General features: G+C 58.8%; 8 protein-coding genes and 3 pseudogenes. 7 read left to right on the top strand and 4 right to left on the bottom strand.

Annotated features, from left to right (window positions below):
• Positions 1 to 103: 103 nt before the first annotated feature.
• Positions 104 to 1,111, bottom strand: a complete 1,008-nt coding sequence (locus tag G5V57_RS07510) for an MBL fold metallo-hydrolase (RefSeq protein WP_246737567.1) — start codon at positions 1,109 to 1,111, stop codon at positions 104 to 106.
• 335 nt (positions 1,112 to 1,446) lie between these two features.
• Here G5V57_RS07510 and G5V57_RS07505 point away from each other — a divergent pair, with 335 nt between their 5' ends.
• Positions 1,447 to 3,477 (top strand): BTAD domain-containing putative transcriptional regulator, encoded by a 2,031-nt coding sequence (locus G5V57_RS07505; protein ID WP_165166916.1) that lies wholly within the window; start codon positions 1,447 to 1,449, stop codon positions 3,475 to 3,477.
• 493 nt (positions 3,478 to 3,970) lie between these two features.
• Positions 3,971 to 4,573, top strand: coding sequence for a short chain dehydrogenase (locus tag G5V57_RS07500; protein WP_165166915.1), 603 nt, complete (start codon positions 3,971 to 3,973; stop codon positions 4,571 to 4,573).
• Positions 4,574 to 4,644: 71 nt separating this feature from the next.
• Here G5V57_RS07500 and G5V57_RS07495 read toward each other — a convergent pair whose 3' ends face one another.
• Positions 4,645 to 6,426 (bottom strand): adenylate/guanylate cyclase domain-containing protein, encoded by a 1,782-nt coding sequence (locus G5V57_RS07495; RefSeq protein WP_165166914.1) that lies wholly within the window; start codon positions 6,424 to 6,426, stop codon positions 4,645 to 4,647.
• A gap of 257 nt (positions 6,427 to 6,683) precedes the next feature.
• On the opposite strand from G5V57_RS07495, the gene G5V57_RS07490 reads away from it, so the two are divergent.
• Both G5V57_RS07490 and G5V57_RS34795 read left to right on the top strand, forming a co-directional pair.
• Entirely contained in the window at positions 6,684 to 8,042 is a 1,359-nt protein-coding gene (locus G5V57_RS07490) for an MmgE/PrpD family protein (protein ID WP_165166913.1), read from the top strand.
• Positions 8,043 to 8,054: 12 nt separating this feature from the next.
• A complete protein-coding gene (locus G5V57_RS34795) occupies positions 8,055 to 8,183 on the top strand; it encodes a hypothetical protein (RefSeq protein WP_256378648.1) in 129 nt (42 codons plus the stop codon).
• A gap of 204 nt (positions 8,184 to 8,387) precedes the next feature.
• On the opposite strand, the gene G5V57_RS07485 is transcribed toward G5V57_RS34795, so the two are convergent.
• Positions 8,388 to 10,130, bottom strand: coding sequence for a tetratricopeptide repeat protein (locus tag G5V57_RS07485; protein ID WP_371744751.1), 1,743 nt, complete (start codon positions 10,128 to 10,130; stop codon positions 8,388 to 8,390).
• A 500-nt stretch (positions 10,131 to 10,630) separates the two neighbouring features.
• Here G5V57_RS07485 and G5V57_RS07480 point away from each other — a divergent pair, with 500 nt between their 5' ends.
• On the top strand, positions 10,631 to 11,581 hold the full coding sequence (locus tag G5V57_RS07480) for an adenylate/guanylate cyclase domain-containing protein (protein WP_165166912.1): 951 nt from the start codon (positions 10,631 to 10,633) through the stop codon (positions 11,579 to 11,581).
• Positions 11,582 to 11,686: 105 nt separating this feature from the next.
• Positions 11,687 to 12,520: pseudogene (locus G5V57_RS07475) on the top strand (IS110 family transposase); the annotation flags it as partial.
• 20 nt (positions 12,521 to 12,540) lie between these two features.
• On the opposite strand, the pseudogene G5V57_RS07470 reads toward G5V57_RS07475, so the two are convergent.
• Positions 12,541 to 13,291 (bottom strand): annotated as a pseudogene (locus tag G5V57_RS07470) (IS5 family transposase).
• Between the two features lie 82 nt (positions 13,292 to 13,373).
• Between G5V57_RS07470 and G5V57_RS07465 the strand changes: the two are divergent.
• A pseudogene (locus tag G5V57_RS07465) lies at positions 13,374 to 13,559 on the top strand (IS110 family transposase); the annotation flags it as partial.
• Positions 13,560 to 13,943 lie beyond the last annotated feature (384 nt).

The raw sequence follows: 13,943 nt of genomic DNA, 5'->3' as shown, positions 1-13,943 counted from the left end.
CCCGGCTGAAACCGATGCTGCCGCGCGCCGGCTGCGCGCGTCTACTATGACACCAACGTCTATGGCGGCATCAGTGCCTTAAGCTACCGCTTCGGGTGACGCTCTACACCGCCGCCACGTATTGATAGGCGCTATCCTTCCTCTCGGCGTGGCCGACGCCCGGATAGGGCCAATGGAAACCGAGGAGCTTCGTCTTGTCGGTGGCGGCGCGGTCCAGCAACTTTTTGCGGTTGGCAATGGCCAGATCGTGGATCGCGTCGAAGGCCAAGCGCCACTCCGGGTGTGGGAAGTAGATGATGGGTAAGCCGATCGCATCGCCGACGATGATAAGCCCACCGTCGCCCGCCACTTCGAAGGAAACGTGCCCCGGCGTGTGCCCGAAGGTTTCGAGCACGCGGATGCCGGAGACGATGTCGTCTCCCGGCTTCACCATAGTGACGCGATCCTTGACGCCATTGAGATGCTTCTGAGCGCCGAGCACGAAGGGGTGCATCTCTTTGGGCATCTGGGTGAGAATGTCCTTGCCCATCCAGAAATCCCATTCGGCGGCAGCGCAATAATACGCGGCGTTGGGGAAATTCAGCGCCCCGCCGGCACCCACGGTAGCCCAGATGTGGTCGGGATGGGCATGGGTGAAGACAACCTTGGTGATTGCGCCCAGATCGATCCCGGCGAGCTTCATATGTTCAATGAGCTTGCCGGCCGTCGGCTGGAACTCCGTGCCTGAACCGTTATCGAACAGGATGAGGTCGGCGCCCGACTTGATGAGGGTCACGTTGGTTGGTGCCTGAACCTCGTTGCCGGTGACACCGGCCGCGGTGAACAAGGCTTTCCGCGCTTCCGGCGGTGCATCGGGCGCGAAAACGTCAATTGGTAGAACAAGGTGGCCGTCGCTGATTACCGTCACATCGACGGTGCCCTGCTTGAAACTGTAGGGGCCCGCCAGCGCCAAGACGCTTTTCGGCATCAGGCCGGCGGCGACGAAGCCAGCGGCGGCAGCCAGGAACTTGCGGCGATCGACGACGATAAACGGCTTTGAGTCCAGCATCATCATCCCTCCAATTCGAATACGTGGAAGCCCATAATAGTCATTTTGAGCGCGAAGTTTCAACGACCGACAGTGCTGTGGAATTCGGCCGCTGTCGGGGCATAGCGGACATCGAACAAGCAACACCAATCACGCTCAATTTACGAGTACGCGCCCTAATGGTGCTTCTCAGCCCGAGTATTTGGAAACGCGGGCAAGGCAGTTCGGAGCCATGAATACCCGGTAGGATTGCAATCGTCGCGGCCGTGGAGACAGCGACCATCGCTGTGCGGTCTCCGTCGGGACAGAAAGGCCGGAGCTGCTGGATAGCCTGCGGCTCGACCTCTCTCAAGTGTATCATCGGGCCAAGCGGGTTTACATCGTGCCTTGCCTTGTCTCCCTTGGCATTTGAGGAGAGAATGGGCGGCGGTCGTGAGCTGAAAGTCGTGGTCAACGTCAACACAGTGCAAAATCAAGGATTGCGCTCCCCTGCGGGCGCAACGGGTCTTCGCATCCGGATCCGGTTACTCGGCCCGATATCGATCACGAGCGACGGCGGACCGATCGCTATCCCTTCCAAGAAGGCGCGCGCCCTCATTGGCTATCTGGTACTCCGGGAAGGCACGGCGATCGCTCGCACCAGCCTTACCGGAATGTTGTGGGGTGAGCGCTCCGAGGATCAAGCGCGGGCGAGCTTGCGTCAGACACTCTCCGAGCTGCGGGGCGCACTCGAAGATACGGCGCAGCATTTGATCATCGCGACCAAGGAAACGCTCGCTTGGGTACCGGGATCCGCATGGATTGACGCCAAGGTGCTTGAGGCTGCCGCCACCTCAAAGGACGACGGCGCGCTGCGGGAAGCCGCCGAGTTGGTGGTTGGCGATCTGATGGAGGGTTTGTCGGTCGGCGAGGCAAGTTTTGAGCAATGGCTGGTGACAGAGCGCGAGCGCTTCCGCCTCCTCGCCTGCACCGTCTATGCGCAATTGGTTGAACGGACAGAGCACAGCGGAAAACTGGAAGAGGCGCTGTTTTTTGGGCTCAAGCTTCTCTCTCTCGATCCGCTCCAGGAGCACGTCCACCGCACCCTCATGCGGCTCTATGCGGCGCAAGGCCGCCACGATGCGGCGCTAGCGCAATTTGAGCGATGCAAAACTGTTCTCGCCGAGGAGCTTAGCGCAATGCCCGACTCTGAGACAGAGGGGCTTGCCAAAGCGCTTCGGTCACGCCGCCGCGCCGCAACGGTTCCAGCGGTGAATCGCATGGCGGAGCGGCTTGCGCTGCCGGATCGTCCATCGATCGCGGTCTTGCCGTTCACGCCGATCGGCGCCGATCAAGAGAGCGGCTACTTCGCTGAAGGTGTGGCCGACGACATCACTACGGAACTGTCCCGCAACAGGGATCTATTTGTTGTCGCGCGCCATTCCTCATTTCGTGTCGCACAGGACAACAGCGACCCCGCTGCAATAGGGAATATTCTGGGAGTGCGGCATATACTCACCGGTTCGGTCCGTCGTGCCTACGACCGCCTGCGATTGTCGGTTCATCTGATCCGTTGTGCAACGGGCGATGAGGCATGGGCTGAGCGATATGACCGCGAAATCGGCGATTTGTTCGCGTTGCAGCTCGACATCGCCAGGATAGTCACCGCAACGATTGCAGGACGCCTTACGGCCCTCGCTGAAGCGGCTAGCGCGGCCAAAGCGCCCGAGAACTTCGATGCCTATGATCATGTGCTGAGGGCGCAGCATTACCTCCAGCGTTACACGCGGGCCGATTACGCCATCGCTCGCCGGCACCTTGAACGCGCCATTGAAGCCGATCCGAGTTACGCGCGGCCTTACAGCCTACTTTGCCTTGCGGGTGTTTACGACTGGTTCTGGGACATGGCGGAGGGTGGGCTCACCATTGTCCTGGCCAAGGGTGAAAAGGCGCTTTCGCTCGACGATCACGACGCCAAGGCTCATCTTGCCCTCGGGATCACCCAGCTTTTCTCATACAATCACGACCGCGCAATCTATCACTTCGAAAGGGCCGTCACGCTCAATCCGAATGATGATCTTATCGCGGCTGAGCACGGCAGGCTGCTGATGTATCTCGATCGGCCCGCCGACGGGCTGGATCGGGTGCGGGAAGCCAGGCGGCTCAATCCGTTCCATCCGAACTGGTACTGGAACCTGGAGGGCAGATGTTTGCACACTGAAGGGCGCTACGAAGAGGCAATCGCCGCGTTCGACCGCATCGATGTACCTCAGTTCTGGACCGAAGCGTATCTAGCGGCCTGCCATGCCATGTGCGGCCGGAGCGAGCGCGCAGCTCATCATGTCGCAAGGCTGCGTGAAATGCGTCCGGATTTTCGTCTTGCCATCTTTAAAGGAATATTGCCTTACCAGAACAAGGCGACGCTCGAGCGATTTCTCGACACGTTCCGAAAGGCTGGTATAACGGATTGAGATGTGCCGTGCACAGGATCAGAGTGTCAGCTGGCAGGATACAGCCCACGCGGAGTTCGCACTTTCTCACAGTTCTCAGCACCTTTCACTGATCCGGGAGGACCTGCTAGCGATCGCACACTCGATCACGAGGACGTGTGGCAGCTGGCATCTATGTCTAAATCTGTCCCATCGCGTCATTTTGTTGCGCTGCAGAAATTTAGTCGCTATCGGAGCATTGCGGACATGGCCGGATTTGCTATTGAGCCAATCGCGAATGACCCATCTCGGACATTCAGCAGCGATGGCGTCGCTAGAGGGCGCCCGGGATCTTGCTCAGATGCAAGTACAGCCGCTTATACCCTAATGGCATGCGTGAAGGGCGGGCCGAGACACGGTTCAAAGCGTCGTTTCGCGAGTTAAATTTGGGGGAAATCGGCATACCGCGGTGAGTGCGTCGGGCGAGCCACCGGTGGTATAAGGAGCGTCCAACACGACGGAGCAATCATCATCTATGCGTATTCTTCTAGTTGGCGCTACCGGTACCCTTGGTGGGGCAATCAATGCGGAACTTGGCAAGCGGCATGACATCGTCAAAGCCAGCCGAACCCGTGCCGACGTTCTTGTCGACGTGACCGACAGGGCGTCAATCGCGGCTATGTACAAACGGGTTGGGAAGGTCGACGCGGTCGTCAGCGCGATCGGTGATGCGCATTTTGGCCCGCTTGTGAAGACCACCTACGATGAGTTCATGATCGGCGTAAAGAACAAGCTCATGGGGCAAGTCGATCTAGTGCTCCAAGGCTTCGACTACGTGACTGACGGCGGCTCGTTTACGCTGACTAGCGGAATTACGGAGCGAGATCCGGTCCGTGGACTCACGAATTCAGCGACTGTGAATGCCGCCTTGGGTGGCTTCGTGCTGGGGGCTTCGATCGAAATGCCGCGTGGTCAGCGAATCAACGTCGTCAGCGCGGGGCTCTTTGCCGAGGCTGCCGAGAAGTATGGGAACTACTTCCCCGGACACGTCCCCGTGCCCGTGGCAGTCGTTGCGATAGCCTTTGCGAAAAGCGTTGAGGGTGGAATCACCGGGCAGAAGATTATAGTCGATCGCTGACGATATGAAGACATAGTCATGTAGCAGCAAACGGGCCCGCTCGGGATGCCCGTTATTGGCCCGAAGCTATCCTAAGTGCCGTCCAGAAAAATCGATGATTCAGATACACCAGCCTTGCGCAGGCCTTCGGCGAGATGAGCTCGGTGCGCCGGATCAGCATAGGGACTGGTGATTTTCCAGTAGCGCTCCGCATCTGCGAACGTGAATTGACCGAACTCCGCGAGCACTATCTTAGCCTCCTCGGTGCGTCCGAGTTGACCAAGGCTGGCGAGTAACGTGCGAAACACGACTGGTATTCGTCGACCACGCAGTGCGCGCTCGGCATAGCAGACCGCCTCCTCGTAGTTGCCCTGGTGATACTTCGCCAGCGCCAGCCAACCAACTTGAAATCCCGCCAGCGGATCGTTTGGACTGAGGCGGAGGCTGCGGAGCAGCGGATCGATGGCCTCCGCGAAGCGTCCGATATAAACGCGAATCCAGCCGAGGGCATAATACCCGAGGGCAAAATTGGGATTGAGGTCGATGGCCCGCTGTGCCTCCGCCAGGGCCTGTTCGTGCTGACGAGCCAGCATGTTGACGCCGAATAGCGAATAGTGCGTGTAGGCGTCTCGATCATCGAGGGCAACCGCGCGAGTCGCTGCCGCGTAAGCCGCGGACAGATCTTGGTCGATGCCGCGGCTCCATCCCCACCAGATTCGGGCGCTGAGCGTCCGCGCGAGCGCCATGTGGGATTGAGCGAGGTTCGTATCAAGGTCGATCGATCGTCGTAGCCAAACCTCGGCCTGCATATTGTCGTCAGGCACGAACTGATGGAAATGCCACACACCACGCATGCAGCAGTCGTAGGCATCGAGATTGGCTGTTGGATTCTTGCGCGCCGCCCGCCTCCCCTCGACCATCAGCATCTCAGGCTCGATCGCGGCGACCACGCTCTGCGTGATCTCGTCCTGAAGGGCAAAGATGTCCACCAGATCGCGATCGAATCGCTCGGCCCAGATGTGGTTGCTGGTTTCCGCCTCGATGAGCTGGGCGCTGGCGCGAATCCGATTGTCCACCCGCCGCATGCTGCCTTCCAGCACATAGCGTACTCCAAGCTCTCGAGCGACTTGCTTTACATCAATTCCGGGACGCCCCTTGTACGCGAAGGTCGAATTACGAGCGATGACGAAGAACCATCGGTAGCGCGACAGCGCCGTGATGATGTCGTCGGCAATACCATCGGAAAAGTACTCCTGTTCCGGATCACCACTCATATTGGAGAAAGGCAGTACGGCCATTGACGGCTTATCGGGAAGCTCAAAAGCTCCGCTGTGCAACACACCAGGGATAGTTGGAGCATCTACGTCCCAATCGATTCGACAAACTTGAACTGGCCGCGGAATGTTCTTAAGCGAGCGCTCGCCCAAAACGGTAATTGGAAAATTGAGTTTCCCCTCAATCTGCTCGCGCAAAGCTCCGGAGATGCAGATGCCAGTGGGCGCGGCGAGTCCCTGCATCCGGGCAGCGACGTTAACGCCATCACCGAGCAGATCTTTGCCTTCGACGATCACGTCGCCAAGGTTGATCCCGATGCGGAACTCCATCCGCCGCTCGAGAGCTAGATCGGCATTGCGACGCTGCAGAACCCGTTGGATAGCTACCGCTGCGCGAACGGCCTCAACGGCACTCGTAAACTCGGCTACCACGCTGTCGCCGGCGATACTGAAAATCCGCCCGCCGTGCTCGTCGATAAGTTCGGACATGACCGCGCGATATGCTTCGAGCGTATGCAGCGTTCCTTCTTCATCCTCTGCCATCATCCGGCTATAGCCGGCGACGTCAGCAGCCAGAATAGCGGCGAGACGGCGTTTCATGGCCGAATATCCTTCAGCTGGGAGACTACTCCACGGAAGAAGCGGAGGCTACACGGACGGAAGTTCATTTGGAGCTTCCGCTTATGGCTCTTATAGGCGACATCTCAGTAACCAATTACGATGTCTGGCTTTTTTGATCCATAAGCGTCATAGTTACCAAAGAAGATGCGCTCGAGGTGGATTTCTGGCCTCTATCCAAGAGCTTGTTTGAGCCGCTACGATGCCACCTCATTGGCTCGAGGATAGACGAGGCGACCATGCTGGATATCACCCGCCAAACTGCAGATTTCGTTGCGAGCCTGAAGCCGTCCGACCTCCCGGACAGGTGCCGGGAGGCGGCGCGTATCGGCACTATGGATTGTGTCGGGGTCATGATTGCCGGCGCGGCCGAGCGTCCGGTGCGGATCGTGTCGGCGATGCTCGCTACGTCCACGCAAAACGACGGTGCGCCAGAGATTCCGGTCGGCCGCAACCTCGCGGCCTCCGATGCGGCGCTGGTCAACGGCGTCGCGGCGCAAGTGCTCGACTATGACGACGTGGCGCTTGCCGGCCATCCAAGCGCGGTTCTGGTGCCCGCCATTCTGGCAGAGGGTTGGTCGCTTGATTCCAGCGGCAGCGATGCGCTTGCGGCCTATGTCGCAGGCTATGAGGTTTGGGCGCAGATCGCCGCGCTGGAGCCAGGGCACCTCCACGAGCGCGGCTTTCATCCAACCGCAGTCATGGGCGCGCTCGCGACGGCTGCGGCCTGCGCGAGGCTGCGCAAGCTCGATTCCGAGAAGACGGCGCATGCCATCGCCATATCCGCTTCGCTGGCCTCGGGCCTTGTCGCCAATTTCGGTACCATGACTAAATCGCTGCATGCCGGCCGCAGCGCCCAATCGGGTGTTATCGCGGCGCGCCTCGCCGACCAAGGGTTCACTGCGTCGCTCGACGTGCTGGAGCATCAGACCGGTTTCCTGCTCGCCCATTCGCCGTCAGGCACGCCTGACATCGAGAGCGGGACGATCGATATCGGCAAGAACTGGCGGCTGGCCGAATTCGGCATCAATGTGAAGAGGTATCCTACCTGCTATGCCACGCATCGCTCGATCGACGCGATGCTGGGTCTGGTGAGCCAGCACAAGTTGAAGCCGGATGATGTGCGGGAAATTCGTGTCCATACTGGCATCACGCAAAGGCTGATGCTGCGCAACGGCAATCCGCAGACCAGCCTCGAGGCCAAATTCAGCATGGAGTTCGCAATGGCATCCGCGCTGATTGCCGGACGGGTCAGTCTTTCGGAATTGACGGACGAATTTGTGTCGCGACCGGAAGTCGGCGCCACCTTTGCGAAAGTCCGCTGCACGACGACGGATGAAATCATGCCCGGGGATTTGCCGTGGGCGCCGGCCGATCGGGTCAGCGTTGTCCTTGCGTCGGGTCAGGTACTGGAGCACGCGCCGGTGGTTCACGCCAAAGGCAGCTGGCAGCGGCCGCTATCGCGCGACGAGCTGAAAGAAAAGTTTATGGATTGCGCGACGCGCGTGCTCAACCGTGCCCAGGCTGCTGATCTGTTCGAACAGCTTTGGAATCTGGAGAAGCTGGGCTCGATCCGCATGCTGCGTCTGGGCCACTGACCGGATCGACGCATGACGAGAGCGGCCCCGAACGAGGGATCGGTGCTGCGCATCTGGCATCAGTCGATCAGGACCGCCAAATCAATCGGCCTTACTCTATTGCCGATGCTGCTTGGGCGCGCCGACGAGGTGATCGAATGATGTCGCCTATTCGCCCATCGCATAATATCGCTCGCCGCAGAAATTTGGTCGCTATCGGAGCATAGCTGACATGGCTGGACTTGCTGCTGCTCGACCTCGGTAGCGAATGACCCTAACCGGACATTCTCAAACTTTCGTGCCGTCCCCAGCTGTGTCTAGGAAATTCTGCCAGTATTACGCCTTCGTGAGGGTAGAGTAGAATCGTTACATGGGCAGCCCGGCCTTGGTGTACCCATCAATGAAATGTTGCCGATCTGCTTCATAGCGGAAAGGAACTATACTGGCCCAATGTTGTATTGTGAAATTGGGGTTTATCGCTAAGAAACGTCGCCCTTCTACCTTTGCTTCGTCCAGGCGGCCGAGCTGTGCCAAACTGGCCGCCAAAAGACGACACGAGCCGGTTTGATATGTTGTTTCGTGCCTAAGTGTCCGGACTGCGTCCTCATAGTGGCGCGCGGCATATTGGGTATACCCAAGAAGCCAATGATACCATCCAGGCGGATACGGGTTTAGGCGAAATGCCTTCAGCGCCAATTCGACGCCGTCGAGTGCCAATCCCTCCGACACTTTGAGTTCACCCAAAAACGCCCAGCCGTTGGCGTGATTCGGGTCAATACGGAGCGCGATTGCAAGTTCCGCCTCGGCCTTATCCAATTCACCTTCATGCAGGAGATGGTTACCAAGGATTGTATGCGCGTCCGCATTTTGCGGATCGAGCGCCAGGGCTCGCTGAACAGCTGCCAGGGCGAGCGAATGATGAGGTTCCTTGGCCTCCCCCCCGTACGTCCATGCGAATTCATGGCTCTTCGCAAGCCAAGCATGTGCGTCAGCAAACTCGGGATCGAGTTCGATTGCCTTTTCAAGCAGCGGAAGAGCTGCTCTATTGCTTTCGGGCGATTGAATTACCACTGCCCGGCCACGCACGAACATATCATAAGATTCGAGGGTCGTCGCTTTGCGTCTGGAAGGAAGGGACGGTGAAGGCAGAGCTCCAGTTAGAGCATTTACGATTTTTCCAACGATTTCGTCCTGCAACAGGAAGACGTCTGCGAGATCGCGGTCGAAGCGATCAGCCCATAGATGGCTGTTGTTTGCTGCATCAATAAGCTGGGCATTGATCCGCAGGCGAGTTGCCGAACGGCGGACACTTCCTTCAATGACATAGCGCACCCCCAAATCCTTGGCGACTGACCTGATGTCGACAGCCCTGCCTTTGTAAGCAAAGGTGGAATTTCGGGCGATGACCAGAAACCCAGGGATCTTCGACAAATCGGTTATCAAATCGTCAGCCAGTCCATCGGCGAAATACTCCTGCTCAACATCACCGCTCATGTTTTGGAAGGGCAGGACGGCGATCGATGGCCGGTCGGGAAGTGGTCGCGCATCCCTAGCCGGCGACGCGGATAAGCTGTTGACGGATGCATTGGCCGGCTTCACACGATAGGCGCGCACCGGCTCCGCAATGTTGTGCACCCGTTGCTCGCCGAGGTCATCATAGGTGTAAGCAAGTTTGCCCTTCACTTGATCGTAGATGGCGTGACCGATGCAGACACCGCCTGGCTCCGCGAGCTTTTCCAGCCGCGCCGCGACGTTCACGCCGTCTCCGTGGATCGTGTTGTCCTCGGCGATCACGTCGCCAAGGTTCACACCTACGCGGAACGCCATGCGCCTGTCTTCCGGTAGATTGGCGTTCTGGCCGTCCAGCTCACGCTGCACCTCAACAGCGCACTGCACCGCATTGACCGCGCTCGCGAACTCGATCAGCAGGCTGTCGCCCGCGGACCCGACGATGCGCCCGTAGAACTGGGCGATCTTTGGCTCGAATACCTCGGCTCGGAGCCGCCTGAGTCGTCCCAGCGTGCCCGACTCGTCAGCCGCCATTAGGCGCGAGTAACCCGCCACATCGGCAGCCAAGATCGCCGCCAGCCTACGTTGCCCTTCTTGCAAGGACAGACCTCCTGCCAGTTGGAGGCATCTTAGCCTATGGAGCGGCGCGCGCGAGCCCTTGTTAGGATGCCTCGAAGGTCCGAAAATGGCCCACTACTAGACGGGGCGGTTGGGCCCACCGTTTCTGACCGTTATGCCCTCAGGGCAATAGCGGGGTCGCAAAATACCCTGTAACATCTCACACGGAATTTGGTCGCCCATTGGTGATGCCAATGAAAATCTCGTATTGACCGCCGATCGCTGCTTGGAGCGTGCATCGCCGTCGCGATGTTTCAAGCGAAATACATGCCCCGCGTTGACAGTCAGTGACACGAAAAGGCCTCTCGGCGAAGATGAGCACGCATTCACACGCAACCCGTCGGCTTGCATCTCAATGTGCGGTCTGCGGAACGATGCTTGCCGGTACGATCAGCATCTTTTACCGGTGCCTCGGCATTGGCCGCAGCACCCGAAATCCGAACATTTGTACACGCTGCAGTACTCATGTTGAAGAAGGCCGGATGGTCGAAATCAGTGTTCTGTTCGCAGATCTTTCCTCCTTTACAGAGTTGACACACAATCTCGGTGCCGAGAGGACGCATGAAGTCGTGGATACCTATCTCCGAATGGCGACGGATATTCTGGTGAAGCATGGTGCCTTCATCGACAAATATGTCGGCGACGCGGTAATGGCGTTGTTCAATATTCCGTTGCGACGAGATGACCATGCGCGCCGAGCGATCTTGGCCGCGATTGAGATCAGTGCCGCGCTGAAAAAACTTGGCGACCGCTTCAATCTTCCGCTGCAGGTATCGACGGGCGTTGCCACCGGTTACGCGCGTGTGGGCCGACTTGGATCGGACGATGCCAAGGACTACACCGCCATCGGCGATGTGGTGAATCTGTCTGCTCGCCTGCAGAGCAAAGCAGGTGCGGGTGAAGTTCTGATCACTGACGAGTGCTACCGCCTGGCCGGTGAAGGTTTTCCGGACGCTCGCTTGGAAGAAGCACGGCTGAAGGGATTTCGTGATCCAATCCGGGCTTATCGCTTGCAGATGGCAGGTGTCGGGCCCCTAAGTGATGATGAAGCGGACTCCAGCGCCAGCCGAACGATTAGCATCGGTGCAATTATATTTGGCATACTGGGAGCGCCGTGTGCGGTCGTGACCCTGATTGGCCCGCTGGCAGTAGCGGTTGGCGCCACCAGTCTGTTTGGGCTGTCTGCAATTTTGACCGTGCTCGATCAAAGCGTTCTGCGGATTCCATTGCTAATTCTGGTGACACTGGGCGCCGCAGCCAATCTCTATACGGTTTGGCATGCTCGAAAGCTTCGCGCCCACTCCCAAGTCCCAGAACAGCTCAGGACAATGACGGCGCTGGAAAGGCAAAGAACGAGATTTGTTCTTGGGGCTTCAGGGATTACCATAGGCTTGGTCGTCTTTGAACTTGTGGCCCACTCTATGCTCCACTGAAGTTTGAGTGGTCCGCTTGTGATGCTGTGGACGGCTCCTCCACCTGGTGCGCAAGCGCCATAGGATTGGTTGCCAAAAGGTGACTACGATTCGGAGGAGCTCGATATGCAAGCGGTGACGACAATCGGTTTCGACATTGCGAAGTCTGTTTTCCAGGTTCACGGCATTGACGCAGACGGCCAGGGCGTTATTCGCCAGCGCCTCAGGCGGTCACGGGTTCTCGGCTTCTTCAGGAAGCTTTCGCCTTGCGTGGTTGGTGTCGAGGCATGCGCGTCCTCGCACCACTGGTCGCGCCAGTTGCAGGCACTCGGGCACACGGTTCGATTGATGCCGCCGGCCTATGTGAAGCCGTATGTGAAACGCCAGAAGAACGATGCGGCCGATGCCGAGGCCATTTGCGAGGCGGTGCAGCGGCCAAGCATGCGGTTCGTGCCGACCAAGACACCCGACCAGCAAGCCTGTCTGATGCTCCACCGTACGCGGCATCTGTTCATTCGCCAGCAGACTGCGCTGATCAATGCGATCCGCGCCCACCTTGCCGAGTTTGGCATTGTCGCACCAGTCGGCCGCAATGGCGTCGAGAAGCTGCTCGATGTGGTTGCCGATCCCGACGATGGACGCGTGCCCGAGATTGCGCGCGAGTGCCTGGAGGCACTGGGCCGTCAACTATGGCAGCTGAAGCGGCAGATCCTGACGTTCGACCAGCATATCAACGCCTGGCATCGCTCAAACGAGACCAGCCGTCGGCTCGACGAACTCCCCGGGGTCGGTCCGGCGTTGGCAACCGCGCTGGTCGCCAGTATTCCCGATCCGAGGGCGTTTCGCTCGGGACGCGACTTCTCAGCCTGGATTGGGCTGGTGCCGAAGCAGAACTCCAGTGGAGGCAGGGAAAGGCTTGGCAATATCACCAAACAGGGCGATCGATACCTGCGCTCGCTGTTCTGTGCAAGAGCCTGTCTTCAGTTGAGCAAGATGAAAGCCGAAGCCAAGTGGACGCCGGCTAGAAAGTTTCTGGCGAGCTTATCGTAGCGGGTTGCGATAGCTCGAAAGTGCTTGAGTTTATTGAAGAAGCGCTCGACGAGGTTGCGTTCGCAGTAGAGGGCGAAATCGCAAGGCAATGGGATCTTACGGCGGGGATGAGAGGCAATGACTGGGGTGATTTGCTTGTCGGCGAGGGTTGTGAGGAAGGCGTCGACATCATAGGCCTTGTCGGCGATGAGGGCGGCGGGATCGGAGGTCTCGAGCAAAGGCTGGGCACAAATGATGTCGTTGGTTTGTCCTGGCGAAAGCATCACCTTCACGGGATTGCCCAAGGCATCGACGAGCGCGTGGATTTTGGTGCTCAGTCCGCCACGCGAGCGGCCGATCGCTTGCTCGCCGTTTTTTTGCGCGCTCCTGCACTATGTTGATGAGCCCGCACGATGGTGGCGTCGATCATCATGTACTCGTTGTCGTGATCGCTCGCTAATAGCTTGAAAATACGCTCGAAAACGCCACTTTTGACCACCGACTGAAGCGTTGATAGACGATATTCCAGTCTCCGAAACGCTCCGGCAGATCGCGCCAGGGAATCCCCGCTCGGTAGCGATACAGCACCGCATCAACAAACAATCGATTATCGGCAGCTGTACCGCCGACATGGCCTTCACGGCCGGGCAGAGAATCCTTGATCCGATCCCACTGATCGTCACGTAATGCATAGCGTCGCATCGGTCGGCCCTCCAAAAACCGACCTCCCATGAATCACTCAATCGCTGATTTGGGAATCCCTCAACTGAAGACAGACTCTAGCGCGTTGGCGGTGATCCGATACGCGAAAATCCACGGCACCAAGCATCGGCCATGGCTTGCCAAGCTGCTGGAGCGGCGGCCGACAAAGGTGGCCGCGATCGCGCTCGCCAACAAGATCGCCCGCATGGCCTGGGCGATGATGGCCAAGGGCGAGCGTTACACGGAACCCGTCGCGCTGGCTCGCTAGGGCACGGCGACTTTGGAGGAGATCGCGCCCGCAAGGGCGTGATGTGAAGGCTGGAAAGGACTGACAGCAGGTAACGCAGAACCGGTCGATCCGGCGATCAGGACAATCCACATGGGCCACAGCATTGTCGAATGCGAGCTTTTGACCGGGACATGATCCACGGGAGGCATAATGGCCAGCGGCCCTATGAGCCGCACTCAAAGGCCGAACACATGGCTGCTACGACCAGCGCTGCGACATGCAAAAGAACCTTGACAGCCCGGAGCCGTCCACACATGGCCCATTGCGTCATTTTGCTGCGCTGCAGAAGTTTAGTCGCTATCGGGGCATAGCCGACATAGCTGGACTTGGCTGCTGGCTCGGCCCGGTAGCGAATGACCCGAA

Source organism: Nordella sp. HKS 07, assembly GCF_011046735.1.
GTDB lineage: Bacteria > Pseudomonadota > Alphaproteobacteria > Rhizobiales > Aestuariivirgaceae > Taklimakanibacter.
The sequence above is the reverse complement of the archived record's forward strand: the minus strand, read 5'-3'. Positions and strand labels throughout refer to the sequence as shown.

What these genes read in the sequence shown, in the direction of transcription:
- G5V57_RS07505 (WP_165166916.1), top strand. Translation starts at nt 1,447, where the DNA reads ATGGGCGGCGGTCGTGAGCTGAAAGTCGTGGTCAACGTCAACACAGTG.
- G5V57_RS07500 (WP_165166915.1), top strand. Translation starts at nt 3,971, where the DNA reads ATGCGTATTCTTCTAGTTGGCGCTACCGGTACCCTTGGTGGGGCAATC.
- G5V57_RS07495 (WP_165166914.1), bottom strand. Translation starts at nt 6,426, where the DNA reads ATGAAACGCCGTCTCGCCGCTATTCTGGCTGCTGACGTCGCCGGCTAT.
- G5V57_RS07490 (WP_165166913.1), top strand. Translation starts at nt 6,684, where the DNA reads ATGCTGGATATCACCCGCCAAACTGCAGATTTCGTTGCGAGCCTGAAG.
- G5V57_RS34795 (WP_256378648.1), top strand. Translation starts at nt 8,055, where the DNA reads ATGACGAGAGCGGCCCCGAACGAGGGATCGGTGCTGCGCATCTGGCAT.
- G5V57_RS07480 (WP_165166912.1), top strand. Translation starts at nt 10,631, where the DNA reads ATGGTCGAAATCAGTGTTCTGTTCGCAGATCTTTCCTCCTTTACAGAG.